Below are 26,223 nucleotides of genomic sequence, written 5' to 3' on the forward strand. Positions count from 1 at the left end.
TTGCGCCTTGCCGGCGCCGACATGATCATCGGCGTGGACCTCAACAACGACAAGAAGGAATGGGGTGAGCGCTTCGGCATGACGCACTTCGTCAACCCGAAGGAGGTCGGCGAAGAGATCGTCCCCTATCTCGTCAACATGACCAAGCGCGGCGCCGACCAGATCGGCGGGGCCGACTATACGTTCGACTGCACCGGCAACACCAAGGTCATGCGCCAGGCACTGGAGAGTTCGCACCGCGGCTGGGGAAAGTCGGTCATCATCGGCGTCGCCGGCGCCGGCCAGGAGATTTCCACCCGCCCCTTCCAGCTCGTCACCGGCCGCACCTGGATGGGAACGGCTTTCGGTGGCGCGCGCGGGCGAACCGACGTACCGAAGATCGTTGACTGGTACATGGAGGGCAAGATCGAGATCGACCCGATGATCACCCACACCATGCCGCTTCAGGACATCAACAAGGGCTTTGACCTGATGCATGGCGGCGAGAGCATCAGGAGCGTCGTCGTCTACTGAGGAAGGCGGCCGGCGCGCAGCTTCAATGTCGAAAGGCTGGCCCGCGAGGCGGACCTGGCTTCGGCCTAACAGGGGAGGTAGCATGCCATGGAAAATGCAGTTCGCATACATCCGGCCGTGGACAATGGTATCAAGGCGGCCGATCCCGGTTTCTCAGGAGGGACACTCGTCTGTGCCTGCACTGATCGGCCGGTCAAGGTGAAGATCGAGGGGCAGGTTGCACACAATCACGTGTGTGGCTGCACGAAATGCTGGAAGCCGAAGGGAACCGCCTTCTCGGTCGTCGCCGTCGTGCCGCACGACAAGGTGACGGTGCTCGAAAATGGTGACAAGCTGCAGGTGGTCGACACATCTGCGCTGATCCAGCGTCACGCCTGCCGGGAATGCGGCGTCCATATGTACGGGCCGGTCGAGAGGGAGCACGCCTTCCAGGGACTGGACTTCGTGCATCCGGAGCGCTTCCAGGAGTCGGGCTGGGCGCCTCCGGAGTTCGCGGCCTTCGTCTCGTCGATCATCGAGGCCGGCGTCGATCCCGGTCAAATGGATGCGATTCGGGCACGCCTGCGGGAGCTTGGGCTGGAGCCCTATGACTGCCTCTCACCTGCGCTGATGGACTATGTTGCCGGCTGGGTGGCGAAGAAATCAGGAGCGCTCGCGGCCTGATACACCGGGTCCCTGGCTGTCGGAAGAGCGTCGTCCCGACAGCCAGGACTTCCGCTGTTTCTCATCATCGAGTCCAGACAGTTCGGTCGTGGCGTGCGCTTTGCAAGCACCCACCGGGTTTTGCGGTTTCGAGCTGAGTTCGGAGCCAGAATGAATGTTCCGCGATATTCGAGATCAACTATGCGCAATCGTGGGAAAGAGCGCTACGGGAACGTCGTTGAATGTGATATTTTAGAACATGTCGATCGAAAGGTATGAATCCGTCGACTGTGTCGGACAGTCGGCCACCGGCGGGCGCTTCACACGCCGTGAAGCCTTGGCCCTGGGTTTCTGCCTGTGCTGTTTTCCCCGCCTTGGCATCGCCAGCGAATTTGCGAGACTGAAGGAATTGGGCAACGGCCTATTCATCCGTGAGGCGCCGCATGAGGAGGCGTCGCCGGCCAACAAGGGGGGCATCGCCAATATCGGGTTCATCATCGGGCGCGATGGCGTGCTCGTCACCGATCCTGGCGGCAGCCTCGCAGACGGAAACTGGCTCAAGGCCCGGATCAGGGAGCGAACCCGAAAGCCGATCCGGCATGTGGTGCTGACGCATGTCCATCCTGACCATTGTTTCGGGGCTGCTGCCTTCGTCGAGGAGCGGCCTGAATTTATTGGTCATCGTGGTCTGAGGGCCGCGCTGGATACACGCGGTGGTTACTACCGGGAGCGTCTCGCGGAAGTCCTGGGAGCGGAAGATGTCGGTGACGTCGTCTATCCTACGCAGGAGGTCGACGACGTCGCAGAGATCGATCTCGGTGACCGACGCTTTCGGATCACTGCCCACCGAACGGCCCATACCGATTGCGACCTATCGATGCTCGACCTGTCGTCAGGCACGCTCTTTCCTGCCGACCTGCTTTTCGTGGATCGCGTTCCTTCGCTGGATGGCAGCCTCACGGGATGGTTGGCGGAAGCCGCGCGGTTGAAGGAGCTTGGCCCCGTCCGGGCCGTGCCGGGGCATGGTCCCGCACTGGTGGATTTCGGTGCGGCCGTGGACAGGCAGATAGGCTACCTGACCGCGCTTCACGATGAAACGCGACGGGCGATCGAAGAGGGTCTTTCGATAGACGAGGCCAGCCGGAAGGCGGCAGTTGGGGAAGCAGAAGGCTGGGCGCTGTTCAGCGACTATCATGGACGCAACGTCATCCAGGCCTACAAGGAACTTGAATGGGAGTAGCTCTCACGTAACGCATGGAGGAGAAGATGATGCCGATGATGCGACGGACTTTTTCGACTGCTCTGCTGACCATGTTCTGCGTCAGTTCGGCGCCCGGCGTGAATGCCTCAGAAGCGGACGCCGAGCGGGAGGAGCGCTGGCAGCAGATCGCCGACTACATTTTCGATGACCGCAAGGTGATCCCGACAGAGGCACTGATCAGCATCGATGCCCCAAAGCGCGCGCAGGATGCAGCACTCGTGCCGATCACACTCAGGATGCCGGAGAAGGACAAGATCAAATCCGTCTATCTCGTGATTGACGAGAACCCGGTTCCCCTCGCCGCCCATGTCACCTTCGGTCCAGCCGCCGATGCGGGCGCCCTGCACTTGCGCGTGCGCGTCGATACCTACACCAACATTCACGCTGTTGCCGAAACGAAGGATGGAAAGCTGTTTTCCAACGCCGCCTTCGTGAAAGCATCTGGTGGGTGCTCGGCTCCTTCCGGACCGAGTGACGCCGAAGCGATGAAGGGCATGGGTGACATGCGGATGAAGTTTGCGGAGAACGTCCGACAGGGGACTCCCTCGGAAGCGACCTTGATGATCCGCCACCCGAACTTCAGCGGCATGCAGATGAACCAGCTTACCCGGCTCTACACGCCGCCACGGTACGTGGAAAAGGTGATCGTGTCTCAAGGCGACCAGACTATACTGGAAGTTACCGGCGACATTTCACTCTCTACCAATCCAGCCCTAGGCTTCAGCTTCGTGCCGGCGGGCCAGGCGCCGATCCGGGTGGTCGCGTCCGACAACAAAGGTGGAAAATGGGAGCAGAGTTTCGACGTGCCGCTGGCAACCAATTAGGAGCCGGGACATGTGGCCAGGCTCACGTTTTGTTCTCTTCCTCATGGTCGCGCTGGCTGCCTGCGGCGCAAACGGGACGTCAGCGGAAGTGAGGGAGCCGGAGGGGTTGTGGACCGGCCCGATGCGGGGCGAGACCCCGAACACGCTCCAGGGCGCCGTGGTGGTCGATGTGGCGGGTCTTGAGGCGCTACTGCCCAAGGATCCCATCCTGCTGGATGTTGGTCCCGCCGACAAGAAGCCTGAGGGATTCCCGAAGGATCGGCTATGGCTGCCAACTCATCGTTCGATTCCGAAGGCCGTCTGGCTTCCAGGCGCAGGAGCCGCAACCCTGGAAGCGGCACAGGAGGAGGCTTTTCTCCGCCGTGTAGAGGAACTGACGCAAGGCGACGACGCCAAGCCGATCGTGGTCTTCTGCCAGCCCCAATGCTGGGGAAGCTGGAACGCTGGCAAGCGTCTGGTGACGCACGGCTTTACCCGGGTCCACTGGTTCCCCGGCGGGGTGGATAGCTGGCAGGAGACGCACGACACTGTCGCGGTTGACGTCGATGAGGATTGGCCCGTACCGCCGGCGAAATAAGCAGGCTTTTATCGAATGACGCACCATTGACCTTGAGGGCGGGCTGTTTAGCGACGGAATTCGGAGGACTTCCGGAACGGACGATTCCGGTCTCGGAACCGGAAGGGCAATATCAGGTGTGGAAGGTGGAGCGTGAAATATTTTGCTCACGTGGAATGGTGATCACAAGGCAAGCCAGAATTCGCTGATACACCTTGAAACCCGCCGCGCCCTCCTAAACATCGTTGCAATCAACCTCAAGAGGAGCGCAGGCCGCTTGAGCCAAATAACTATGCTTCTGCCCCATTTCTTGCTGGCGGCGGAGAGATGGACAGGCGCATCAGATCCTATCCCTGGACTGACACTAGCCTAGAATCAACCGGCACATGGCCGACATCGCTTTCGACACTGGTTACTGTCATGCTGGCCTCGAACCAGGCTATGCTCATCGCGTGGGGACGGGAGCAACTCCTTCTTTACAACGATGCCTACTCAGATCCTCGCGTCCAAGCATCCGCAGGCCCTGGGCCGAGACTTTCTTGACGTCTGGGAGGAGATCCGCGGCGATCTCATTCCAATCGTTGAACAGGCCTGCGCGGGCGAACCCACCCACATGGATGATATCAAGCTCATCATGCGCCGGAAGGGCTATCCGGAGGAGATGCATTTCAGCTTCTCCATGTCATGTAGAGAGAAATGATGGCAGGCGAGCTCGCGAACCTCACGGCTGGGCAATGACCGCTTCTCGGCGGGCGCGACAGCAAGCCTCAAAGGCCGAAACGGAGGCACGACCGGACTATCCGCTTCCGGGTCTATCCCCGAGAAAGCGGAGATTATAGTTGCAAAATGTCTGCTACCCAGCCACCTCGTGCCGTGGTAAATCTATTCTTGGGGGCGCTATGCTGGGTTGATAGACGCGGTGGAACCGCAAGGCGCACTCCGATGCACCGAGCTGAGGGCATACGTGCGGAATACAGGCTGTACCTTCTGGGCTCATTTGCCCTGACGGATCGCGATGGTACGTCCCTGGCCCCCAAATCTCAGAAGACGCAGGCGCTATTGGCGATGCTCGCTCTGTCTCGGCGGGGTTCACGGTCCCGGGTCTGGTTGCGGGACAAGCTCTGGAGCGACCGGCCCGAGGAGCAGGCTTCCGCAAGCCTGCGCCAGGCACTACTGGAGATCCGGAAATCGCTGGGGCCAGCACGCGATCTCGTGCGGGCAGACAAGCTCACGGTGTGGCTGGATCTGGACCGGGTGGAACTGGACATCAACCAGGCAACGGCTTCCGAGAGTGCCTGTGATCAACTCCTGGAGGGAATGGACGTCCGTGACCCGGAATTCGAGGAGTGGCTCACGCTCGAACGGCAAAACTGGCAGACAAGGGTCCAACGCGACCGCGAGGGCGGTGACGCCCGATACCTGGAAAGACCTTCCGATCTTGCCCTGTCCGGTGATCTGTCCCCCTTCGGGCAGTATCAGCGTGCAGGGACAGATGTCCTTGTCCGGGGGGCCCGGGAGGAGACGACGTCGTTCGATGCGACACCTCTGAGACCGGTTTTGATGCGCTTGCAGCCCCCGCAGGTGATCGGGCTCGGTGACAAAGGCCGGATCGTCGCGCTGCGACTGCAGACTCTTCTGACGCGGTCGCTCAGCGAAACACTTGGGATCGGTGTCGCCGATCTTTCGTTCGATACCCATTCTGCGCCGGGTATAGAGGCAGATCCGTCCCCTGCCAATCTTCTCCCGATCACCGTAAAGATGCGTCTCACGTTCGAAGGTGATGCAGTCCTTGCGCAGGCTGTCATCCGACGGAGATCCGATGGAGTGCATATCTGGTCGGGCGAGCAACTGGCCAGCCGCTTCGCGGTCCGGTGCGGCAGCATGTCGGAGCTGCATCCAATCATCACCCAGATAGTGGATCAGGTGGGGCAGTATCTACTCTCTCCCTGGGTGGAGGACAGCTCTTGTGCGGGCGCTGACCTCATTCACGCGATCGATTCCATCTTCAGGCTCTCCCGCGATGATCTCGCGCGCGCAGAGCGGCTGCTGGATCGCTGCATCAGACAATCACCAGACGGCGCAGCCTTTGCCTGGCAGGCCTTCATCCGAACGTTTCAGGTCGGGCAGAGATTCAGCATGGCCGATGCCGGCATTACGGAGGAGGCGCGCGATCTTTCGCGCAGGGCGCTCGAACTTGACCCCGCAAATCCTGTGTCCCTGGCTCTCGTCGGGCATGTGCACTCCTTTCTTTTCGCCGAGTACGAGCGCGCTAGCCACCTCTTCGAGAAAGCAATCCATCTCAACCCTGCCCAGCCCCTGGGCTGGGACCTCTACGCCATGCTGCATTGCTTCACGGGCCAGCCCACCAAGGCGGTGGCGATCTCCAACTGGGTCCGCCAGTTGGTCACCCATAGCCGGTACAAGTATTATTTCGATACGACGCGGTGCGTCAGCGCGGCTCTTGCGGGCGACTACGCGGCCGCGATCGCGGCTGGAGAGGAAGCTCTGATGGAGCGGCCCCAGTTCAACTCGGTTCTACGTTACCTTGCAGCGAGCCACGCCCATGCCAACCATACCCATGAGGCACAAAATTACCTCATGCGCCTGCAGGCGATCGAACCGGATGTTTCCATCAGCGCCCTGCGGGAAAGCCGCTACCCACTGTTGGGGACCGAAGGGGGACAGTTGTTGATCGAAGGTCTGGTCAAGGCAGGTATCCGTTCACAATAGACCATGAAGCGCCGACGAAGTGAGGAGGGACAAGATGCCGGAAGCTCAGTCGCCAGCGGTAGCATTTCTCAACGCGTTCCCGTTTAAGGTTGAGCCTGACACTGTCCTCTCCTGCGGCGCCGATCATGCCGCATCGACGCCGCCGGATCGTGTTCCGTCGACACATTCGGCTGCTCGGGATGAAGCAGGTGAAGCGGGCCTGATCTTGCCGCCCAGTAGGGTCATGATGGCGATGTCTGTCATGCACGTCGCCAATAAAGCGGTGCTCAACAAGAACAAGAACAAGAATAAAAACAAGAATAAGAACAAGGCCGCGGGCGGCATCACGGCCCAGGCTGCCGCGCAGCTTGTTCCAGCCTTCGAGATACGGCGGCTCCATCAACAACCATCCCGTAACGCCTTTAATGCCGCAAAGCGGTTCTGCTGGGAGACGCTGGATATCCTGCCGCCTCCGGGGCCCGACTATACACGGCTGGAAACCGCAGTCCTTCTATCCATGCAGAGACGGGATCGAGAGCGGGCAAGGCGACTGCCGGACATCGAAAGCGAGGCGACGATCTCGCTGTCCGAGTTCACCCGTCCGCTTCACGTGGAGGACATCAGCGGCTATTCGGCCACCGAGGGCTTGTTTCAGTCGATCCTGACAGCGTGTGAATATGTCGGGCTTATCTACAAGGACAAATTCGACAGGCTAAGGCCTAGCCACTTCGAGCCGCTGCTGAGACCCCTTCTTGCTGTCCCGCCGCATGCGGCCTTCCCAAGTAATCACGCTTTCCAGTGCTATTCGGTGGCCTTCGCCTTCGCAACAATCCTGCCGGAGCATCCGGCCACGGACGAGCTTGCGAGGATCGCCCAGAACGTCGCGGAGAACCGGGAGTGGGCGGGCCTGCATTACCCAAGCGATACAGCCGGCGGCCGTGAACTCGCCCGTCGCTTCGCCCCCTATCTTCACGATGCCTTCGGCCCAAGCTTCCAGGCGGTACGAGCAGAGTGGATGTAGAGCGCCGCCATCCGCGGTGAATTTAGGAGGATGTCAGCATGGCAGTCACTTCTGAGCACCCCAGCGAAGTTCCTGAACCCTACTATTATCTATGGCACCTTGCCGCGTTGAAAGTTATCGACGCAGACTTCGGGGCGGCACCCGCCACTCCGTCCAATCCAGACATTCCGGCAGTACGAGAGGCGTGCAGACCCACGGTCAGGTCCACCGTATGGGATCAGATCGCTGCGGCCGGAACCGTGGTGCCCGCCAGTGTGGCTCTCATCGACGTCGGCATCTGTCCAGATCACCCGAACCTGAAGACGCGTCTCGATCGGGACCGCTCGATTGACCTGGCTTCGCATCCCTTCGGGGCCCGGACCATCGCCAAATACGACGAACTAGATCCTTATGGCCCGGAACAACAGGAAACCTTCTTTTCTGACCTGGACGTGACGGGACTTGGTGACCTCGGCCTCTCCAACGATGACAAGGCGTATTTCGACAGCCTCACTGCAGAACTCGCTGCGTCCAGGGGATGCGTCCGGCGGCTGATAAATCCGGAAGCCCTCTTCGGTGCCCACGGGACAGCCTGTGCTGGCCTGATTGCGGGCGAACCAGCGGCCATTGCAAGTGGCACTGGCGAAGTGACTATCCCGGAGACGCTCTTTGCAGAACCCGGACCTGAGGCCGAGCCGAACAGAAACCGAAATGTACTTCCGTATTTCGGCGTCGACCCCTTTTCCCGCTTGATCTCGATCCGCACCTCCTTCGACGCGGATCCCGCGCAGTTTATTTGCGCGTTCTTGTATGCCTATCAGCAGCAGGCCGACGTCATCGTGCTCCCTCGCGGGCTTCCAGACCCTGAAAACTCCCGTCTCGAACCGAAGGCAGAGCTGACCACCGATGCCGGGCTCTACCAGAACCGCCTGATGGAGGACCTTGTGAAACGTCTCTCACTCGCTGGTGAAGCAGAAGAACTAGATCCGAAGTCGCCGCAGCCTACCGAGAGCGGCCGCAGGCTCTGGAGGATTCTCCGGCACGTTATCCTTGGGGTCAGCCGCAAGATCCCGATTGTTTGCGCGGCCGGAAATAGCGGTGAGAGTCAGCTCATCTATCCGGCGAATCTTGCTGAAGACGACAACGGAATTATCGCCGTTGGAGCAGTCACAGTCGAGGGTTTCCGCTCCGGATACAGCAATTACGGCCACGGACTTACCCTGGTGGCTCCCTCCGATGACCAGGAGGTCATCAACCGCCACCAGTTGCGCGTCGACCAGCAGTCCCCGTTTCACGCCCGCCACGCTCACGTTGCAGGCCCCGCCAAGGAGTACCGCTATTCTGGCCTCGGATTGCTGACGACCGACCTTCCCGGCTGCTGGGGCTATGAGCGCGGAGACGATCCATGGTCGTCGCTTCCCCTCGAAGATAACCCGGGAATCGGAGGCGGCTACTATACCAACTTTGGAGGAACATCCGGGGCCTCTGCGTTGATTGGGGGCATCTGTTCCCTGATCCAGAGAGCTCACAAGACCAGGCACGGGCAAAGTGCCAGGCTTGGCGGAGTGGCGGTAAAGGCACTGCTCGTGGCAGCTTGCGACCAGCAACGGGTCGTGGTGCCAGGGTTTCGACCGCTCACGCCTGACTGTATGAATTCAGACGAGGAAGACGGCAAAGGCTCCGCCTACTTCTTTGGAGCAGGACTGCCAGACGCAGCTGCAGCCGTTCAGGCAGCTCTCGCATCCTAATCGAAGCCCGGCAACAGGCCCCGTCTCCATCTTAGCCGCCCGCATCACAGGTCGCGCCTGCACCCCGGCTCGTGCCGCTGATGCAGCCGAGGTTCGGCCGTATCTTCGTCTTTTCTTCCTAGTTTGCGCTTTTTTGACGCGGCGTTGACGCTGGCCTCACGCCGGGCTGACGCCTGCGCGCGATGCTCCCACCAACAAAAAAGGCGGCCACGGCGATACGGACCGGGTCCCGAGACGGAAGAAGGGAGAAGAAGTGATGATGAACCAGATTCACCAGGTCGCTCCGGCCTTCATGGCGTGGATCGCATTGAGTGGCGGCAGCCATGAGAGCGATGCGATCTTCCGGGCCAGCCAGTCCGTGATCGGCCTTCAGCGCGATCAGCAGGGCTGGGAAGCGGCGACCAAGCGAGAACGGCTGGTCTTCGGATCCAACAAGGCCGGCGACTATTACGAGGGCGCGCTTCCCCCTTAGCGCCCAACGCCTTGGAAGCATGAACAAGCCGCCCATGAGGGCGTGGAAAGGAAACCGGAGGATGAAACCATGAGGAAGACACTGTTGATGGCAGCCTTGCTCACTGTTGCAGGCATGCCGATCGCATTCGCTGGCGAGGGCGAATACTACCGGGGTACACAGCTCGCACTCGGGTTCATGCCTGTTGACCAGGTGGTCACTGGCGGCCCGCGATGGAGGCACCCGGGGATACCCCGCATGCCGACGTCGAGAGACAATCGTCTACCGAACGATGACCTGAGGGGCATCCGGTAGCCAACATCATTCCCGGAATACTCAATCGACAAACCAACCGCAGGGAGGACAGCCCCTGCATCCAAAGTGAAAGGACAGGACAATGAAAACCACGAACGCAATTATTGCGGCCGCATTCATCGCAGCCGCAGCCCTTGGGACCGTAGCATCTGCAGCCGAAGGGAACTACTATCCTGGTGCAGGGGGTTCGACTGGCGCAATACATGGGCCGGGCATCGACCGCTTCACGACCCAGGGGATCAACCCCGTCTCGCCGCGCCCGATGAGGGACAACCACACGATCGACAGCGGCGATTACTACCAGGGTGTCGATCGCAATCGTTAAGCGGCAGCCTTCTCAGAAGGCACGTAGTAGGTTGGTGTTCAACGGAAATACTGCGTGCCTTCCGAGTGGATTATGCGTCGACAAGGCATTCACCTCCACGCGCAACCCATGCTGCGCTCACCTCACGGCGCGTTCCGGATAGGGCCTCAGCGAAGCCTAACCGCCTCGAACGGTTTGCCGCCAGACGATGTTGGCGTGTAGTTTCACCAAGGGCTCTCGCGCAAAGGCTGACCCCTCGGGCAAGCTTAGCCACTCGACAGCCTGAAGGGCGATTTCATCAACAGGCTGGGCAAAGGTGGTCAGGCTGTAGGCACTCCATGATGCCTGCTCGATATCATCGAAGCCGATGACGCAGAGATCCTTGGGGATCGAGAGGCCGAACTCCTGGCGAACCGCATCCATTAATCCGCAGGCAATGAGATCCGTGGCGCAAAAGACTGCCTGCGGACGCTGGCGGCGCGTCATCAGGCTTTGAGCAATCGTACGACCGCATTGGTATCCCGTCACTCCCTGCCGCTCGACAATGACCTGCAACCCGAGTTCCTTAGCCGCCTCTAGGAAACCCTGTTCCCGTGCCACCAGGCTTGGGGTTCCGGCCCCTGACGTGGCAAAGGCGACAAGGTGGCATCCCGCCCGAAGGAACGCACGAGCGGCAGTGTCCGCGGCCGCAGCATCGTCCAGATTAATCCGAAGCAAGCCTTCTTGCTGCTCGTCTCTATTGATGAGAACGAGACGCTGGCCGCTTCGCAGGCAAAGGTCGATGATCGATTTGTCCGGCATGCCAGACAGTATGACCGATGCATCAGCGCGATACCGAACGGCTTGCTGCAAGGCGCGGTTCACGCTTCCGTCGGATCGATCGGTATTGATCAGCATGGCCACGCGTCCGGCATTCTGCAACTGGTCTGTGAGGGCTCGCAGGAGGTTGGATCGATAAGGCGTAGCAAGGTCAGACACGATCATGCATACGATGCCGCTTTCGCGGCGCGTGAGGCCCCGCGCAAGATGATTGACGTGATAGCCAAGATCCTCGGCAGCGCGAAGCACGCGAAGACGCGTTTCGTCCGATACGCTCGCGCCGGGCGTAAAGGTACGGGAAACGGCCGAACGTGATACGCCGGCTTTCACCGCTACGTCCTGTGCACTGACGAAAATCTTTCGGCTCACCTTGCTCGGACCCTACACCTGCACAGCCTTGCACATGACGGTCGAGGATTTCAGGGGCTTCCTCGCCGCCTCCGGATTTGACAGAGATGACATTATCATGCAGCATTTGCACACGCTTGCAAAGCGGCGGACGTGGAGGCGTTCGTTAGACCGGAGGAGACCACATGAACTCGATCAAGTTGATCGCGGCAGGCCTTGCCGCGAGCGCGTCCCTTATTGCCTTCAGCGCCAAGGCCGAAGGCAGCCTCAATCTCATCTGCTCGGCGGACGTTGTCATATGCGAGCAGATGCAAGCCGACTTCCAGAAAGAAACAGGAACGTCGGTCAACATGGTACGCCTTTCATCCGGCGAGACTTACGCTAAGATCCGCGCGGAGGCGCGCAATCCGAAGACCGACGTCTGGTGGGGCGGAACGGGAGACCCGCATCTTCAGGCTGCTGCTGAGAACCTGACGGAAGAATACAAGTCACCATTGCTTTCCGAGTTGCAAGATTGGGCGGTCAAGCAGGCGGAGAGTGCTGACTACAAGACGGTCGGCATCTACGCCGGCGCCTTGGGGTGGGGTTACAACACCGACATCTTCGCGTCGAAAGGGTTCACGGAGCCAAAGTGCTGGGCCGACCTGCTGGATCCTTCCTTGAAGGGCGAGATCCAGATGGCAAATCCGAACTCATCCGGCACCGCTTATACGGCGTTGGCATCGCTCGTGCAAATCATGGGCGAGGATGAGGCTTTTGACTACATGGAGAAGTTGAACGCCAACATTTCGCAGTACACGAAATCCGGTTCTGCTCCGGTAAAGGCTGCGGCACGCGGCGAAACCGGGCTTGGCATCGTCTTCATGCATGATGCCGTATCCCAGACCGCCGAGGGCTTCCCCGTCAAGTCTGTCGCGCCCTGTGAGGGGACAGGCTACGAAATCGGCTCCATGTCGATCGTCAAGGGAGCCAAGAACCTCGATAACGCGAAGAAATGGTACGACTGGGCACTGTCTGCACCCGTCCAGTCGCGCATGAAGGACGCAAAGTCCTTCCAGCTACCGTCCAACAAGAGTGCCGAAATCCCGAAAGAGGCGCCTCGCTTCGAGGACATCAAGCTGATCGACTACGACTTCAAGACCTATGGTGAGCCGGAGCGGCGCAAGGCGCTTCTGGAACGTTGGGACCGCGAGATCGGCGCCAAGGCCAACTAAGCCTGCACGCTATCATCGAGCCGCAGGTGCCGGGAACCGGCGCCTGCATGCAGACCTACCTCGAACCGGCGGCAGGGAGTCCATGTCAAACAGCGATCGTCGACTGGATTGGATCTTCGGCACAGGCGTGCTCAGCCTCCTTCTTCTCCCCTGGTATCGGATCGAGCTCGGCTTCTTCAATCTTTCCTGGCTTACCGGCTTCATGGGTGATGAAGACCTTGCTCCAGCCATTCTTCAGGCAAGCACAAGTGGACGCTGGTGGCTCTGGGGAGCGATCCTATTGTTTGCCGCAGCGATGCTGGTGCGGGTGCTGCAACCGGTGTCGGAAAGACGTGGAACGTTACTTGCGCTGATTGGCGCCGCCGGAGTGCTCTTTGTCGCCTTCCAAGGCCTGGCGATCACTTTCGCCGGATGGACGTGGACGATCTTCGAAGGCCTCTTTGGGCCGCTTTCAGCCGGCCAGCCTGCAATGGGCGCCGGTGCGATCACCTTGTCCATCATGTTCGTACTGATGTTCTCCTTTGGCTGCGCGGAGCGCGGCGTGATGAAAGGCGATGCGTTTATCGTCAGCGCGATTTCGCTCCTGGCTTTTCTGGTCGCAGTCTTCGTATTTTATCCGATCATCAGCATGTTCGTCGGTGCGTTCCAGGATTTCGACGGGTCCTTCAACCCGGATGGGTTTCTACGCAACATCGTCGACCCGTCGATCTGGAGCCTTGGCTGCGTGATCGGAAGCGAGCGCTGCGGCGTCGCCTGGCGAACCTTCTTCCTCGCCGTCACGACCGCTTCCGGCTCAACGCTTCTCGGTCTTGCCTTTGCTCTGGTCGCCACCCGCACTGGCGTCCGGTTCAAGAAGGGGCTGCGGCTTCTCACGATCTTGCCGATCATTACACCTCCCTTTGTGATCGGTCTTGCGCTGACATTGTTGTTCGGTCGGGCGGGCGTCGTCACGGAGGGGCTGTCGCAGCTCTTCGGCATCGAGCCTGGGCGCTGGCTTTACGGGTTGACCGGTATCTGGATCGCGCAGGTCCTGTCGTTTACACCAATTTCCTTTTTGGTCCTGATCGGCGTGGTGGAAGGCGTGTCCCCCTCGATGGAGGAAGCGTCCCAGACGCTGCGGGCCGACCGATGGAGAACCTTCTGGCACATCTCCCTGCCGCTGATGAAACCAGGGCTCGCCAATGCCTTCCTGATCGGGTTCATCGAGAGCATGGCGGATTTCGGCAACCCGCTGGTGCTGGGTGGCAGCCACGGCGTCCTGTCAACCGAGATCTTTTTTGCCGTTGTCGGCTCCCAGAATGATCCTTCGCGCGCCGCGGTTTTAGCAATGATCCTCCTTTGCTTCACGCTGTCGGCCTTCGTCGCCCAGCGGCTGTGGCTCGGAAAGAAGAGTTTCGCGACAGTGACCGGCAAGGGTGATAATGGCGTCCACGCCGCCCTCCCCCGCTCCGTTGCCATCGGCGTCCACGCCCTTGTCATCCCTTGGGCGGTGTTCACGCTCGTCGTCTACGGCATGATCATCGCCGGCGGCTTCGTGAAGACCTGGGGGTTGGATAACAGCTTCACCCTGCAGCACTATAATCGCGCGTTCTCCATCAGCATCACTGACAGCGGCATCGCATGGACTGGCGTGGCTTGGAATTCGTTCTGGACCACGATGGAGATCGCTTTGATCTCTGCACCACTGACGGCAGCTGTCGGACTGATGACGGCCTATCTCATCGTACGCCAACGTTTCGCTGGCCGAGATCTCTTCGAATTCGCCCTGATGATGAGCTTTGCTATCCCAGGCACAGTTATCGGCATCAGCTATATCATGGCCTTCAACCTCCCGCCGCTCGAGATGACGGGGACGGCCGCAATCCTCATTGCCTGCTTCGTCTTCCGCAACATGCCTGTGGGCGTGCGAGGCGGGGTCGCTGCCATGAAACAGCTGGACCAGAGCTTGGACGAAGCCTCTCTTACCTTGAGGGCAAACAGCTTCCGGACAATCCGCAAGGTGATCCTGCCATTGCTTCGTCCAGCCATCACGGCTGCGCTGGTCTATTCCTTTGTGCGCGCGATTACCTCCATAAGTGCCGTCATTTTCCTGGTCAGTGCCGAGCACAATATGGCGACGTCCTATATTGTCGGGCTGGTGGAGAATGGCGAATACGGTGTTGCAATCGCCTATTCCTCCGCCCTCATCATCGTGATGATTGCCATTATTGCCATCTTCCAGCTGCTGGTCGGCGAGCGTCGGTTACGTCGCGCCAGCCGCCTTGCCATTTCTATGCCTGCGTCGGCTCCCAAGGAGAAACCCGCATGAACACGCCCGGCTCGGTGGTATTCCAAAACATCCGAAAGACATTTGGTGCGTTCACCGCGATCCACGACCTTTCGATCACCATTAAGCCAGGGACGCTCGTGACCCTGCTCGGGCCGTCTGGCTGCGGAAAAACAACGACGCTTCGAATGCTGGCCGGCTTAGAGCATCCTAGCGCCGGCCGCATCCTGATCGGCGGCAAGGACGTCACCATGCTTCCGGCAAACGAGCGCGATGTCTCCATGGTTTTCCAGTCCTACGCGCTGTTCCCGCACATGTCTGCCCTGCAGAACGTGGCCTACGGCCTCGAATCTTCAGGGATGAAGCTAAAGGAAGCGCGCGAGCGCGCCGAAGAGGGACTGCAACTCGTAGGACTTGCCGGAATGGGGGACCGTCTGCCGGCCGAACTGTCAGGTGGACAGCAGCAGCGGGTGGCAGTTGCACGGGCACTTGTGCTGGAGCCCCAGGTGCTGCTTCTCGATGAGCCTCTTTCCAACCTCGACGCCCGTCTGCGCCGGCGGGTGCGAACGGAGATCCGGGAGCTTCAACAGAGGCTTGGTTTCACCGCGGTTTACGTGACCCATGATCAGGATGAAGCGCTTGCGGTTTCGGACCACATCATCGTCATGAAGGATGGCAGGGTAGCGCAAGAGGGCGCACCGCGCCAGCTTTACGAAGCGCCCGCCTCGTCGTTCATCGCCGACTTCATGGGCGAAGCAAATGTCATGTCGTGCCAGGTCATCGCCATAGAGGGGGAAGAGGCCATGATCCGGCTCGGCTCGCTGACGCACAAGGTACCGAAGCGCGATGTGATGCAGGCAGGCGAGGCAAAGCTGGCGGTACGTCCAAATGCAATTACTCTTGAGCCCGCCGCCGATGCTCCCTTCGGCGGCGTCATCAGCCATGCTGCCTATCTTGGCGATCACGTGGAATACGAAGTTGAGACAGAGGCAGGCAGAATCTTTGTCGTTGATCAGGCCGTAGACCGGATATTGCCGTCTACCACGCCCGTGTCCGTTGGCTTCAAGCAACGCGGCATTGCCATCATCACCAATTGACAACAGGAGCGTCGGCTAGACGCAAGAGGATTTCATGACCTCTCACGCAACGATCGGCTATCAAACCAGGCAAAAATTCGCAGAGGATGTTGCGCGCGAAGCGGGTGCCATTGCTCTCGATTTCTTTCGGCGGCGAGAGACACTTGTAATCGAGACAAAGAAGGATCCACAGGATGTCGTCTCCATAGCCGACCGGGCAGTGGAGACCCTTATTCGCGACCGCATTGCACAGGCTTATCCGGGAGACGGGATGCTCGGAGAAGAATATGGACTAGCGGAAGGCGTGTCCGGCTTCACCTGGGTCATCGACCCAATCGACGGCACCAGCCCCTTTGTTAACGGCATGCCGACCTGGTGCGTGTCGATTGCGCTTCTGCACCAGGGCGAGCCGGTTGCCGGCATCATCGCCGCGCCTTGCCAGGATGAGCTTTTTTCCGCCGCACGTGACCTCGGTGCCCAGCTCAATGGTGCCGTTCTCCGGCTCGATGCCTCGCGTAGCATACGCAACGCAGTGACCGGCATCGGTGCCAACCATCACGTCGCTCCTCATATCGTTGCCAATGTCGTGGAAGCGCTCCTCACGCAAGGCGGCACCTTCATCCGTAATGGATCAGGCGCGCTGATGCTCGCCTACGTCGCCGCCGGACGGCTCGTCGGTTACTACGAGCCCTACATGCATGCCTGGGATTGCCTAGCCGGGTATTGCCTTGTTCGCGAAGCCGGAGGCTGGTACCTCCCCTTTCCTACCGAGGGGGCTTCCTTGTCCAAGGGAGCGCCTGTCCTGGCTGCGGCGCCCGGAGCCATCGACGATTTGCGGGCGCTCACGGCACTATGAGATTGGTCGAAGCTTGCGATCGACGGCTTGGTACCTGCCTCAAGATCTCTGGTCGACAAGAGGCATAGGCGCAAAATTGAATGGACGGCCTCCGTTCTTGAGGAGATACTGCGGGTTGAATGCCATGCTGCGCTCGGACAGTGGGAGGTACTAACGCGCTTCGCTTGAGCCGCGCGACGCTGAACATGGCTGTGGCTTGAACACAACAAAGCATTGCCTCATCCGTCCTCCAGAAACGCCAGAAGCGCTGCATTCACCGAGCTGCTTTCCTCACGTTGGACCCAATGCGTCGCCTTCTGAAAGGCCTTCAGGTGCCCACGGTCACAAAGCGCCAGGCTTCGCTCAGCCAGTCCATATTCCAGCGCCTGGTCCTGCATTCCCCATAGGATAAGCGTGGGCACAGTTATCCGGGCGTTCAGGGCGGGGCGAAGGCGCAGGGCGCGATACCAGTTGAGCATGCTGGTAAGGGCTTGCGGCTGCTCCCAAGCCTGCCGATAATCAGCTATTTCCTCTTCTTTGAAGGCGCCTTTCCTGCTGGATCTTCTCAATGCCCCCGCCAGCATGGAAGAGCGATTCGCACCAAGGACAGCTTCAGGAAGCCAGGGGAACTGGAAGAAAGCTGCATAGCTGCTGCGCAGGAACTGCGTCGGAGATCGCATCGCATGGGCAAGCAGCACCTCGGGATGCGGCGCATTCAGGATGACAAGTCTCTCCAATCTGTCGGGCACCATTTCTCCGGCGGCCCATGTAACCATGCCGCCCCAGTCATGGCCAACCAGGTGAAAGCGCTCGAGGCCGAGGGCGTCGGCCAATCCAACCACATCGCCGACGAGCTTGCCCAGCGCGTACTCCCTGACGCCCCTGGGTTTGTCGCTGGTGTTACAGCCTCTCTGGTCAGGAACAATTACCTTGTAGCCGGCGGAAACAAGGGCGTCGATCTGGCGTCGCCAACCTATCCAGAAGTCGGGAAAGCCGTGCAGCAGAATAACGGGCTTGCCGTCATCCGGCCCAGCCTGAACGACATGAAGCCGAATGCCCCCAGCGTTGACGTAGTCATGAGTGAGCTGTTCCGAAATCATGGCAGCTAACGCGGTTGTCGTTAGATTGGATCCGGTGTCCTATGCTTCTCGTGAAACCATCAGGCCGCGTCAGGTGGCTCAATGGTATCAACAGCGACGCTATCTCGAGCCGCCGATGTCGGCTCCTAATGTGAGGCGCCTTGAGCTCGCTGTTCCTTGACCAGCAGATCCTCGGCAGGCCGAGGGCGTGCAAGAAGATAGCCTTGCACTTGTGTACACCCCACTGCTTGGAGGGTCCTCAGTTGTTCCTCGTTCTCCACGCCTTCAGCAGTCGTGATCATTCCCAACTTGTTGCTGAGCTGGACGATCATTTCGATCACGGACAAGGCGCTCGCTCTCGTAGATATATCAGTGACGAAGCCTCGATCGATCTTGATCTTGTCAAAGGGAAATCTCGTTAAGTAGCTAAGCGAAGAATACCCCGTACCGAAATCGTCAAGCGCTATGCGGACCCCGAGCTGGCGCAACTGGTGGAGGGTGGAGAGCGTGGCTGCGCTGGCCTCGAGCAGGACAGACTCTGTTATCTCAAGCTCCAGGCGATGGGGAGCAAGACCGGTATCGGACAAAGCCCGAAGAACGCCTTGCACGATCTTGTCCGTGCGGAACTGCACCGGCGACAAATTCACGGCGATCGTTAAATCTGACGGCCAGGTAGCTGCTTCTCGACAGGCTTCGCGCAGAACCCAATTACCGAGCTCGTCAATCAGCCCCAGGCGTTCTGCGACAGGGATGAATTCAGCCGGAGATACTGTGTGGAGACCGTGACGCTTCCAGCGAACCAAGGCTTCGAAGCCCTCGATCTTCCGCGAGTGGCTGTTGTGCAGGGACTGGTAATGAACCTCCAGGTGATTTCGCGACAGGGCTTCCCGAAGATCCGATTCGAGGGCTTTCCGCTCGAGCAGCCGTTGCTCCATGTCTTGTGAGAAGTGAGTAATGCGGCCTTTGCCATCCGCCTTTGACTGATACATTGCCAGATCTGCATGCTTGAGCATCTCATCAGCAGCGCAATGTATCCCCGTGTGGCCGGCGATACCGATACTCGCGCTTACAACGATGTTTCGCCCCTCAATATGAAAAGGTTCCGCAATGGAGGCCTGGATATCTCCGGCAACCTCGGTAGCCTGTTCAGGCGTGGAGCCCGACGGCAGCAAAATCACAAACTCGTCGCCTCCCAGGCGGCCTATGAGGTGATCTTCATCGACGCAAGAGCGAAGCCGTCGAGCGACTTCATTAAGCATCTGATCGCCGACATCGTGGCCCAGTGTATCGTTGACTTCCTTGAAACCATCCAGGTCGAGCAGGAGGATATCGGCACTATTTTCAGAGACAGGTTCTGCACATCGCTCCAGCAATGCCTTTCGTACAAGGAGCCGATTTGGCAAGTCAGTGAGGGCATCGTGGTGTGCCATATGGATTATTCGCGCTTCTGCCTGCCTTCGCTCGCTTACGTCCTCGTAGGTCGCGAGCCATCCACCATCGGCGATCGGTTCATGCGACACGGCAAAAGCTCTGTGATCTGGAAGATCAAGCGTAAAGCTGCCCTTGCTTCTGCCCTCGATGAATCTCGCCTGCTCGCTCAGAAGAGTCTCCAGGACTGAAGGCTGTGACCGGTGTTTGGCCGATGCAATAGCATCTTTCAAAACCGTGCCAACCAGATCCTTTGGCGCCGCTCCCAGGAGGCCTGCAAATTGGTCGTTGAAGACGATCAGGCGGCCGTCTCCGTCACAGGTGCACAAAGCCTGGGACATGCTGTTAAGGGCGGCATCGAAACGTTGGTTCTGCACGATCAGCTTTCGATGCGCGTCGTTGAGCTTGTCTGATGTTGTCTGCAGATCTTCATGCGCCTCGCGCACATGCTTGTTCTGTCGCCACAGCAGTAAAATCAAAAGGATGCCACAGACAATGAGGCCGGACGTAAGCCCAGAAAAGACAAGGTGGAGGCGAGCCAATTCACGGTGATCCTCCCCCGCGAGGTCGGCACCAAAAGCAGCGGCTCGGGATGTCAGTCCGGTCACCTCAGCATTGAGTGGCGCCAGTACTTGAAGCGCCTCAGCGACATTGAGGGAAGCACCGTCTCGAAGGATCAAGCTATCAACGGTTTCAAGAGCCGACCGGAGTGCCTCGATCGTACGTTCGTTGCTAGGATGGGCTCTGACGAACTGCCTAACACTCCTGCCTTCCCCGAACTCCGCTGCTGTTCCAGGCTCAAAGATATCGAGCCGACTGAACATTATGTCGAGCCGTAGCTGGACATCTTCAAAGGTGGTGCCGCTTTGGGGGAGGGCAAAGAACGCCAAGGTCCGTTCCAGATCCAGGAATTCGGCCGCCGCTTGACTGACCGTCCAGGCTGCATTGTAGCGGGAAATTGTTTGCAGCGCGGTTTGCCGCTGAAAGATCACGAGCGAGGTGAACCCAGAAGCCAGCATCAAGAGAAGGGCGATGGCAGCGAGTATTCTCTGAAGAACCTTGGGGGCCATGGCTTCGTTTCCGGACGGGTTACTCGACCGCCAGTTTGGCAACTTGCCAGGCTGCCCGTCCGAAATAGACTTGCGTCCGCAGAGCGGGGTCGCTGTCGAAAGGGTAGATGATAAAGAGCGGTCCTTTCTCGCGAACCGACATATACTTCCCGTCGCGCTTCAAGGCGAGAATGACCCGGTATCTGCTGAAATCCTCGATCGGGATTGTGGTGACATAGTCGTTCAACGCAGTCGCAGTGACTGCCTGACCTTGCGCTCCGACCAGTTCCATTAGTCTGTCCAGTCGTACTCCGGAGAACTCGCTCACGCCGTCAAACCAGGGTGTTTTGGTAATGACAGTTTCTGTACCCTGCGCCTCCAGCATATCGCGGTCAAACACCGCTTCGGCGCCGATGTTCGTCACCTTTATTGCGCCCGAGATGGTCAAGATTGGTTTTCCTCGTGGCGGTTCGAGATCCGCTGCAAGCACGGATGCCGAGGAAACCAGAACTGCGAAAGATGCGACCAAGAAGTTGAAAATCAAACTGCGCATCCCAAAACCCTACATCAACCCACGAACCGGACCAAGATTATTTCAGCAACACCTTAAACAAACAGATAATGACACGTTTTTGAGGGCCTTCTGATCGCCGCTGGACAAGACCAGGATGTTGGGCTTGTCTGAAGCGTTGTTGGCGCATGTGCTGCGACGGGCAGTCGGTCGATCACCGTGCCCGCACATTTGTGCTCGCTGACCTGTCCGGCACTGAGCTTGAGGATAATGGGTCGGCCAGCCATCCGAGCGGTGCGCCCCGCGCTTCCACCCAACGCTATTGTCGAGGTAACTGTCGACTTTCCAGTCAGGCGAAGGCGAACTTCGCTTCGGGTGCCGCGGACGCCGCCATCATCCGGCGAAACGGCGGAGGCACGCAAGGGGAGGTACTGCGCGTTGATCGACTTGGTCGGCGGGCAGTTGCAGACTGGCGGCCACGCTCCAACACCCCTATACCTAGCGTCGTTGGGCTCGGACTGTGGCGTTCGCGAGATTGCCGTGAGCGAACTACGAAAGGCCGCCGTCAATTGGCGGACGCCTTCATCGCCGGAAGCTGTGCGGCACAGCACGAAGGGCTCCTTGCCGGGGCCGGCGCCAATGGGAGACATCTGCGCGCGCGGGCTGCCAGATCGCGGGCCAGAACTGGGGCTTCCGCCGCTGCCGATGTCGGAGATTGTTCTTCTTTCCCGTGCTACCACACCGGCTCACGCGGCGGCCGTGAGAGCCCTGGCCGCAGCCATGTCCGGACCGGCGGCCTAAGCCGCCTAGCAGCAATGCCCGCTTCTATGACCTCAAATCGGGCACATGTGATGTGATGCGCCATGCGAGAATAGGGGCTAGTATCGCCTATTCCAATTTACCGGCGGATTGCATCGTTCTATTCAAGATTGGAGAAGTCCATGCCAAAAGCCGTTGGAATTGGCGGTGTATTTTTTAGGGCAACGAACCCAGCTACTGTGGCCGAGTGGTATCAGAAGCATCTTGGCATCGACGACCTCCACAAGTCGGTATGGCAGCAGGAGGCGGGGATGACGATATTCGGTCCTTTCTCGAAGGAGACTGAATATTTTGGTCGGAAGGAGCAGCAATGGATGATCAATTTCCGGGTTGATGATCTCGATGGACTTGTTGCGAGTCTGACTGCAAGTGGGATTTCCGTGGAAACCAGGGATGAATGGAACTCGGAGGTAGGTCGTTTCGCTCGGATTCATGATCCCGAAGGTAATCCAGTCGAATTGTGGGAGCCGGCGGGAAATAGATGAGCGACTGTCATCGCGGCATAGAATACGCCAGGCCCCCGCACGCTTGATCTCACGAAGTGGATGACAGCTGACAGCTTAGGACATGACCTATCCGACTTCATGTTGCTGGCTGGGCTCGGGGGTAAAACTTCCAGGCTCCGTCTTTTCATTTGCGCAAACACTTCCTCAAAACTGAATCGCGGGCGCCAGCCAAGCTTGGCTTGAGCCAACGATGAACTGTAGACGCGATCAATGGTCGTCGGGAGCGTCCAACCCCGCTGTTCGATAACGGCGGCAAGCGTCGGTGAGTCGGTTTGATAACAGATGCGGCGTCGGTAGAGAGACGCTTGCAATCACAAAAATCGAATGGGGTAGGCGCCGAGATGACGTAGCGCTCGAAGCGCTGCGGAGCGTTCAAGGAGTCAGAACCCGGCGACCCCTACCCTAAAAGACCATCCGGAGGCGACATGCCGTAGGAGATTGGGTCTTGGCAACCAAGCCATTCGGGCGAAGTTCAGAGTCGCATTTAATGCGCCTTCGCGGCTCAGGGCCAACCTCTGCAAGGCGGGCGATCAGCCTTCAGTGTGGGAAAGAGATCGGGTGCCGGTTGCATTCAATGCTCCCGAACCCCATATAAGACGTATGACAACCTTAAGTAATCACAAGAAGTACCTGGTCGTCTCGGCGTCCCTCCTCACGCGTCCGTAGCCCCGAGCGGCTCAGGCGTGTCAGCCAGCCGCATCGGGGAACTCTCCAAATCAGATGCCGTCTTCCGCCTCCCAAAGGCTAGCTAGGCGGCTGCCTATTCTCAGTTCGCCAGGCGCGCCGGTGGTGCCTGGGCGAGCGATACTGAAGGAGGAACCACTATGTCCGCAACCAAGCCAATGCCAGCACCAATGCAATCGGGACAGTTCGAAAAGAGGCCCAGGATCACGGTGGCGCAACTGTTCTTGCGCACCATGCGTCGCTGGCAGCGAAACCGCGCGTTCAACGCGCTCTCACGGCTGTCCAATCAGCAGTTGGAGGACATCGGCATTTCGCGCTACGACATTCCAAAGATCGTGGAGGGCATGTTCGCCACCGAGCATGTCGATACAGGACTTGATCCTGAGCAGATAGAGCGAGACCAGGACCAGGCCGACGTCATCGCCAAGTCACACTTGAAGGCGGCTTGATGACATGGACGCCGTCGCTAAGGCCGTTCTGGCAGTAGGCCTTCTGGGGCTTATGATTGTCGCTTTCGCGGTGTTTTGAATATCGGCTGAACGCCAACGGGCTTTCGGAGCCTAACTGAGGAACAGTCGCCTGAGGTTGGCGCGACACTGAATCCTGAGCGCCGGACCTTGCATCATCGTGGTGACGGTAGCTTTATAATCGACGGCGGGACGCTCGATCTCAGGGACCGGATGGCCAAGTGGCGTCATCTCCCGTGAGCGGCGCCTGAAGGCGTCCGCTCACAACCGACCTCTCCGACCATCGCCGCAGCTAGCAGCCTTACAGTAAGCATCCGGCGAAGGCCGCAGGTCATGCAGCCTGAGCACTCGACGTCTTGGGTGTCCAGTTCCACGGCAGCAATTGCTCCAGCCTGCTGATCGGCATGTCCGCAATGTTGGCGAGGACGTCGGTAAGCCAGGCCTGCGGGTCAATGTCATTGAGCTTGGCGCTCATGATCAGTGTCGCCATGAACGCCGCACGTTCAGCACCACGATCCGATCCGGCAAACAGCCATGACTTCCTGCCGAGTGCAAAGCCTCTGAGCGCTCGTTCGGCAGCATTGTTCGTCAGGCAAATCCGACCGTCATCGAGGAATGACGTAAAGCCATCCCATCGCTTGAGCATGTAATCTATAGCCTCGGCGACGGGAGAACTGCGCGACAGTTTTGCCCGCTCGGTTTGGAGCCAATCATGCAGCTCTTCGGCGAGTGGCTGGCTGTCTTTGCGGCGGCGCTCCAGACGCTGCTCGTCGGCAAGACCGTTGATCTCCCGTTCGATATCGAACAGGGCATCGATCCGTTTGACGGCCTCCAATGCCATTGGCGAGATCGGCGCAGCTTTGCTGCCACGTTTGGCGTTCGCGGCGATGTCGGCCAGCACGAAGAACTTGCGGCGTGAATGTGCCCAGCAGAGTGCTTGGCGCAGAGGCGCGGGATCGCGACCTACTTTGAACAGCGGATTGTAGCCGCTATAGGCATCCGCCTGCAGAATGCCGGAGAAGGTCTTCAGGTGGCGTTCGGGATGCTCCTGTCGCCGGTCTCGCGATGAGTAGAACAGTGCCGCAGGCGGCGACAGCCCGCCAAACGGCCGATCATCCCGGACATAGGTCCAGATGCGGCCCGTATCGGTCTTTCCCTTCGCCAGGATCGGCACGGTCGTGTCGTCGCCATGCAGCCGCTCGGCGGCCAGGACATGGGCCTCGATCAGCGAATGGATGGGCTTCAGGGCTGCGGCGCACGCGCCGACCTGGTCGGCCAGCGTCGATAGGCTGAGGTCGACGCCCTCGCGGGCATAGCGTTCGCTTTGGCGATTGAGCGGCTGATGCTGGGCGAACTTCTCGAACAGGATCATCGCCAGAAGGTTTGGTCCGGCAAAACCGCGCGGCGTCACATGGAAGGGTGCTGGCGGTTGGGTGATCTTCTCGCATTCGCGGCAGGAGAACTTCTCCCGCACGGTCTGAATGACCTTCCACTGACGAGGGATGACCTCCAGTGTCTCTGTGATATCCTCACCGAGCTTCGACAGTTTGGCCGAGCCGCAGCAGGAGCAGTTTGTCGGAGCAGCAATGACGACACGTTCGCGCGGGAGATGCTCGGGAAACGGCTTGCGTGATGGTCGCTTTCGCTCGAAGGCCCTGACGGTCGAGGCATTGGCTGCGATCTCCGCCGCCAATTCATCTTCACCAGCATCAGCCTCCAGCTCCTCGAGCTGCAGTTCCATCTGTTCGAGAAGCCGCGCTTTGCGCTCGGAGCGACTGCCATAAAGCTCCCGGCGGACTTTCTCGATCTCCAGCTTCAACCGCGCGATCAGCGCCTCGGAGTGCGACACGAGCGCCTTCGCGCTGGCGGCCTCTGCCTTGGCGGTCGCTGCCTCGGCCTCGGCCGTAATGCGTCGGGCACGCTCCGCCGCCAAGGCCGCAAGTGCGCTGGCAAGGTCGTCAGGAAGCTGTTCAGCCGCATCGTTCATGGGCTGATGGAATCATATTCGCCCCCGCCATTCCAGCGTTTTTGCTCATCCGACTGATGTTGGTCGCCAGGTCTTTTGCGGCATTCGCCAGTCGATACCCTCCAGCAGATAACCGAGCTGTCCAGGCGTAATTACCACCGTACCATCGGCCACCGACGGCCATATAAAGCGTCCACGCTCCAGCTTCTTCGTGAACAAGCAAGCTCCCTGGCCATCGTGCCAAATGACCTTGATCAGACCGCCGCCACGCCCGCGGAACACGAACAGGTGCCCGCACATCGGATCGCGCTTCAGTGTCTCTTGCACCATCAGCGACAGACCGGGAAAGCCCTTGCGCATGTCCGTATGGCCGGTCGCCAACCAGACCTTCACACCACCAGGAACAGGGATCATCGCCGACCCAGCACACAGTCGAGAATGCGACCGAGCGCCTCCGTGTCGATGTCGCTGTCCACGCGGACACGACGACCACGGCCTAGCTCTATGGTGACATCGCTGCGCTTTCGCCGGGGATGGGACATGGTGGGCGGATCAGATGGAACGGGCAAGGCTGCCGGGGCAGCCTCAGACACAATCACCGGCACCAAAGTGGTTGCCGCCTCGGTCATCGGCTCCACGATCTGGCACAACTCTTTGCGCCAACGGAAGAGCTGACTGACATGAATACCGGCTGCGCGGGCTACCTCCGAAATGACAGCGTCAGGTTCAAAGCAGGCAGCAACGAGCCGCTCCTTCTCCTCCCGAGACCAGCGCCGACGCCGCTCCACAGACGTGATGACTTCAATCGGATGCTTCGTCATATGGCTACTCCT

At 59.6% G+C, this 26,223-nt stretch carries 23 protein-coding genes and 1 pseudogene; 17 read left to right on the forward strand and 7 right to left on the reverse strand.

What is annotated here, in order from left to right:
- From RTCK_RS19610 to RTCK_RS19655, 10 genes are all read left to right on the forward strand, one after another.
- A partial coding sequence (locus RTCK_RS19610; RefSeq protein ID WP_142594079.1) for a zinc-binding dehydrogenase occupies positions 1 to 513 on the forward strand: 513 nt, incomplete at its 5' end.
- Between the two features lie 87 nt (positions 514 to 600).
- The gene (gfa, locus tag RTCK_RS19615; protein ID WP_142594081.1) at positions 601 to 1,176 is read left to right on the forward strand and encodes an S-(hydroxymethyl)glutathione synthase; all 576 of its coding nucleotides are present in this window, start codon (positions 601 to 603) and stop codon (positions 1,174 to 1,176) included.
- Positions 1,177 to 1,414: 238 nt separating this feature from the next.
- Positions 1,415 to 2,395: a quinoprotein relay system zinc metallohydrolase 2 gene (locus tag RTCK_RS19620; protein ID WP_142594083.1), complete on the forward strand. Its 981-nt coding sequence runs from the start codon at positions 1,415 to 1,417 to the stop codon at positions 2,393 to 2,395.
- Between the two features lie 38 nt (positions 2,396 to 2,433).
- Complete coding sequence (locus tag RTCK_RS19625; RefSeq protein ID WP_408004585.1) at positions 2,434 to 3,240, forward strand: quinoprotein dehydrogenase-associated SoxYZ-like carrier; 807 nt, start codon at positions 2,434 to 2,436, stop codon at positions 3,238 to 3,240.
- Positions 3,241 to 3,250: 10 nt separating this feature from the next.
- On the forward strand, positions 3,251 to 3,817 hold the full coding sequence (locus RTCK_RS19630; protein ID WP_142594087.1) for a rhodanese-like domain-containing protein: 567 nt from the start codon (positions 3,251 to 3,253) through the stop codon (positions 3,815 to 3,817).
- A gap of 1,044 nt (positions 3,818 to 4,861) precedes the next feature.
- The gene (locus RTCK_RS19635) at positions 4,862 to 6,526 is read left to right on the forward strand and encodes an SARP family transcriptional regulator (protein ID WP_235988765.1); all 1,665 of its coding nucleotides are present in this window, start codon (positions 4,862 to 4,864) and stop codon (positions 6,524 to 6,526) included.
- Between the two features lie 34 nt (positions 6,527 to 6,560).
- The gene (locus tag RTCK_RS19640) at positions 6,561 to 7,526 is read left to right on the forward strand and encodes a phosphatase PAP2 family protein (protein WP_142594091.1); all 966 of its coding nucleotides are present in this window, start codon (positions 6,561 to 6,563) and stop codon (positions 7,524 to 7,526) included.
- A 38-nt stretch (positions 7,527 to 7,564) separates the two neighbouring features.
- A complete protein-coding gene (locus tag RTCK_RS19645) occupies positions 7,565 to 9,253 on the forward strand; it encodes a S8 family serine peptidase (protein WP_142594093.1) in 1,689 nt (562 codons plus the stop codon).
- 259 nt (positions 9,254 to 9,512) lie between these two features.
- Positions 9,513 to 9,725, forward strand: a complete 213-nt coding sequence (locus RTCK_RS19650; RefSeq protein ID WP_185928069.1) for a hypothetical protein — start codon at positions 9,513 to 9,515, stop codon at positions 9,723 to 9,725.
- Positions 9,726 to 10,101: 376 nt separating this feature from the next.
- Positions 10,102 to 10,344: a hypothetical protein gene (locus RTCK_RS19655; RefSeq protein ID WP_142521689.1), complete on the forward strand. Its 243-nt coding sequence runs from the start codon at positions 10,102 to 10,104 to the stop codon at positions 10,342 to 10,344.
- A gap of 156 nt (positions 10,345 to 10,500) precedes the next feature.
- Here the strand turns inward: RTCK_RS19655 and RTCK_RS19660 are convergent, their stop codons facing one another.
- Positions 10,501 to 11,511, reverse strand: a complete 1,011-nt coding sequence (locus RTCK_RS19660; RefSeq protein WP_142521690.1) for a LacI family DNA-binding transcriptional regulator — start codon at positions 11,509 to 11,511, stop codon at positions 10,501 to 10,503.
- A gap of 164 nt (positions 11,512 to 11,675) precedes the next feature.
- On the opposite strand from RTCK_RS19660, the gene RTCK_RS19665 reads away from it, so the two are divergent.
- From RTCK_RS19665 to RTCK_RS19680, 4 genes are all read left to right on the forward strand, one after another.
- Entirely contained in the window at positions 11,676 to 12,704 is a 1,029-nt protein-coding gene (locus RTCK_RS19665) for an ABC transporter substrate-binding protein (protein ID WP_142594096.1), read from the forward strand.
- Between the two features lie 82 nt (positions 12,705 to 12,786).
- A complete protein-coding gene (locus tag RTCK_RS19670) occupies positions 12,787 to 15,012 on the forward strand; it encodes an ABC transporter permease (RefSeq protein WP_142594098.1) in 2,226 nt (741 codons plus the stop codon).
- Positions 15,009 to 16,067 carry an ABC transporter ATP-binding protein gene (locus tag RTCK_RS19675; protein ID WP_142594100.1) on the forward strand — a complete coding sequence of 353 codons (1,059 nt, stop codon included), beginning with the start codon at positions 15,009 to 15,011 and terminating at the stop codon, positions 16,065 to 16,067. The genes RTCK_RS19670 and RTCK_RS19675 overlap by 4 nt, the downstream gene beginning before the upstream one ends.
- 34 nt (positions 16,068 to 16,101) lie before the next feature.
- Positions 16,102 to 16,902 (forward strand): inositol monophosphatase family protein, encoded by an 801-nt coding sequence (locus tag RTCK_RS19680; protein WP_142594102.1) that lies wholly within the window; start codon positions 16,102 to 16,104, stop codon positions 16,900 to 16,902.
- 218 nt (positions 16,903 to 17,120) lie between these two features.
- Here RTCK_RS19680 and RTCK_RS19685 read toward each other — a convergent pair whose 3' ends face one another.
- From RTCK_RS19685 to RTCK_RS19695, 3 genes are all read right to left on the reverse strand, one after another.
- Complete coding sequence (locus RTCK_RS19685) at positions 17,121 to 17,981, reverse strand: alpha/beta fold hydrolase (RefSeq protein WP_142521695.1); 861 nt, start codon at positions 17,979 to 17,981, stop codon at positions 17,121 to 17,123.
- Between the two features lie 125 nt (positions 17,982 to 18,106).
- Complete coding sequence (locus RTCK_RS19690; protein WP_142594104.1) at positions 18,107 to 20,458, reverse strand: putative bifunctional diguanylate cyclase/phosphodiesterase; 2,352 nt, start codon at positions 20,456 to 20,458, stop codon at positions 18,107 to 18,109.
- A 19-nt stretch (positions 20,459 to 20,477) separates the two neighbouring features.
- Positions 20,478 to 20,990, reverse strand: coding sequence for a molybdopterin-dependent oxidoreductase (locus RTCK_RS19695; RefSeq protein ID WP_142594105.1), 513 nt, complete (start codon positions 20,988 to 20,990; stop codon positions 20,478 to 20,480).
- 899 nt (positions 20,991 to 21,889) lie between these two features.
- Here RTCK_RS19695 and RTCK_RS19700 point away from each other — a divergent pair.
- The 3 genes and pseudogenes from RTCK_RS19700 to RTCK_RS20970 all read left to right on the forward strand — a co-directional run.
- Complete coding sequence (locus RTCK_RS19700; RefSeq protein ID WP_142594107.1) at positions 21,890 to 22,252, forward strand: VOC family protein; 363 nt, start codon at positions 21,890 to 21,892, stop codon at positions 22,250 to 22,252.
- A gap of 845 nt (positions 22,253 to 23,097) precedes the next feature.
- Positions 23,098 to 23,406: a DUF1127 domain-containing protein gene (locus tag RTCK_RS21135; RefSeq protein ID WP_328804014.1), complete on the forward strand. Its 309-nt coding sequence runs from the start codon at positions 23,098 to 23,100 to the stop codon at positions 23,404 to 23,406.
- Positions 23,407 to 23,562: 156 nt separating this feature from the next.
- Positions 23,563 to 23,664 (forward strand): annotated as a pseudogene (locus RTCK_RS20970) (flavin reductase family protein); the annotation flags it as partial.
- A gap of 91 nt (positions 23,665 to 23,755) precedes the next feature.
- On the opposite strand, the gene tnpC reads toward RTCK_RS20970, so the two are convergent.
- From tnpC to tnpA, 3 genes are read right to left on the reverse strand one after another with little or no spacing between them, the layout of a single operon-like run.
- Positions 23,756 to 25,411: an IS66 family transposase gene (gene tnpC, locus RTCK_RS19710; protein ID WP_142523324.1), complete on the reverse strand. Its 1,656-nt coding sequence runs from the start codon at positions 25,409 to 25,411 to the stop codon at positions 23,756 to 23,758.
- A gap of 45 nt (positions 25,412 to 25,456) precedes the next feature.
- Positions 25,457 to 25,804: an IS66 family insertion sequence element accessory protein TnpB gene (gene tnpB, locus RTCK_RS19715; RefSeq protein WP_142523325.1), complete on the reverse strand. Its 348-nt coding sequence runs from the start codon at positions 25,802 to 25,804 to the stop codon at positions 25,457 to 25,459.
- Entirely contained in the window at positions 25,801 to 26,211 is a 411-nt protein-coding gene (tnpA, locus tag RTCK_RS19720; RefSeq protein WP_142523326.1) for an IS66-like element accessory protein TnpA, read from the reverse strand. The genes tnpB and tnpA overlap by 4 nt, the downstream gene beginning before the upstream one ends.
- Positions 26,212 to 26,223: the final 12 nt, after the last annotated feature.

The organism is Pseudorhizobium endolithicum (assembly GCF_902153245.2).
Taxonomy (GTDB): Bacteria; Pseudomonadota; Alphaproteobacteria; order Rhizobiales; family Rhizobiaceae; genus Neorhizobium; species Neorhizobium endolithicum.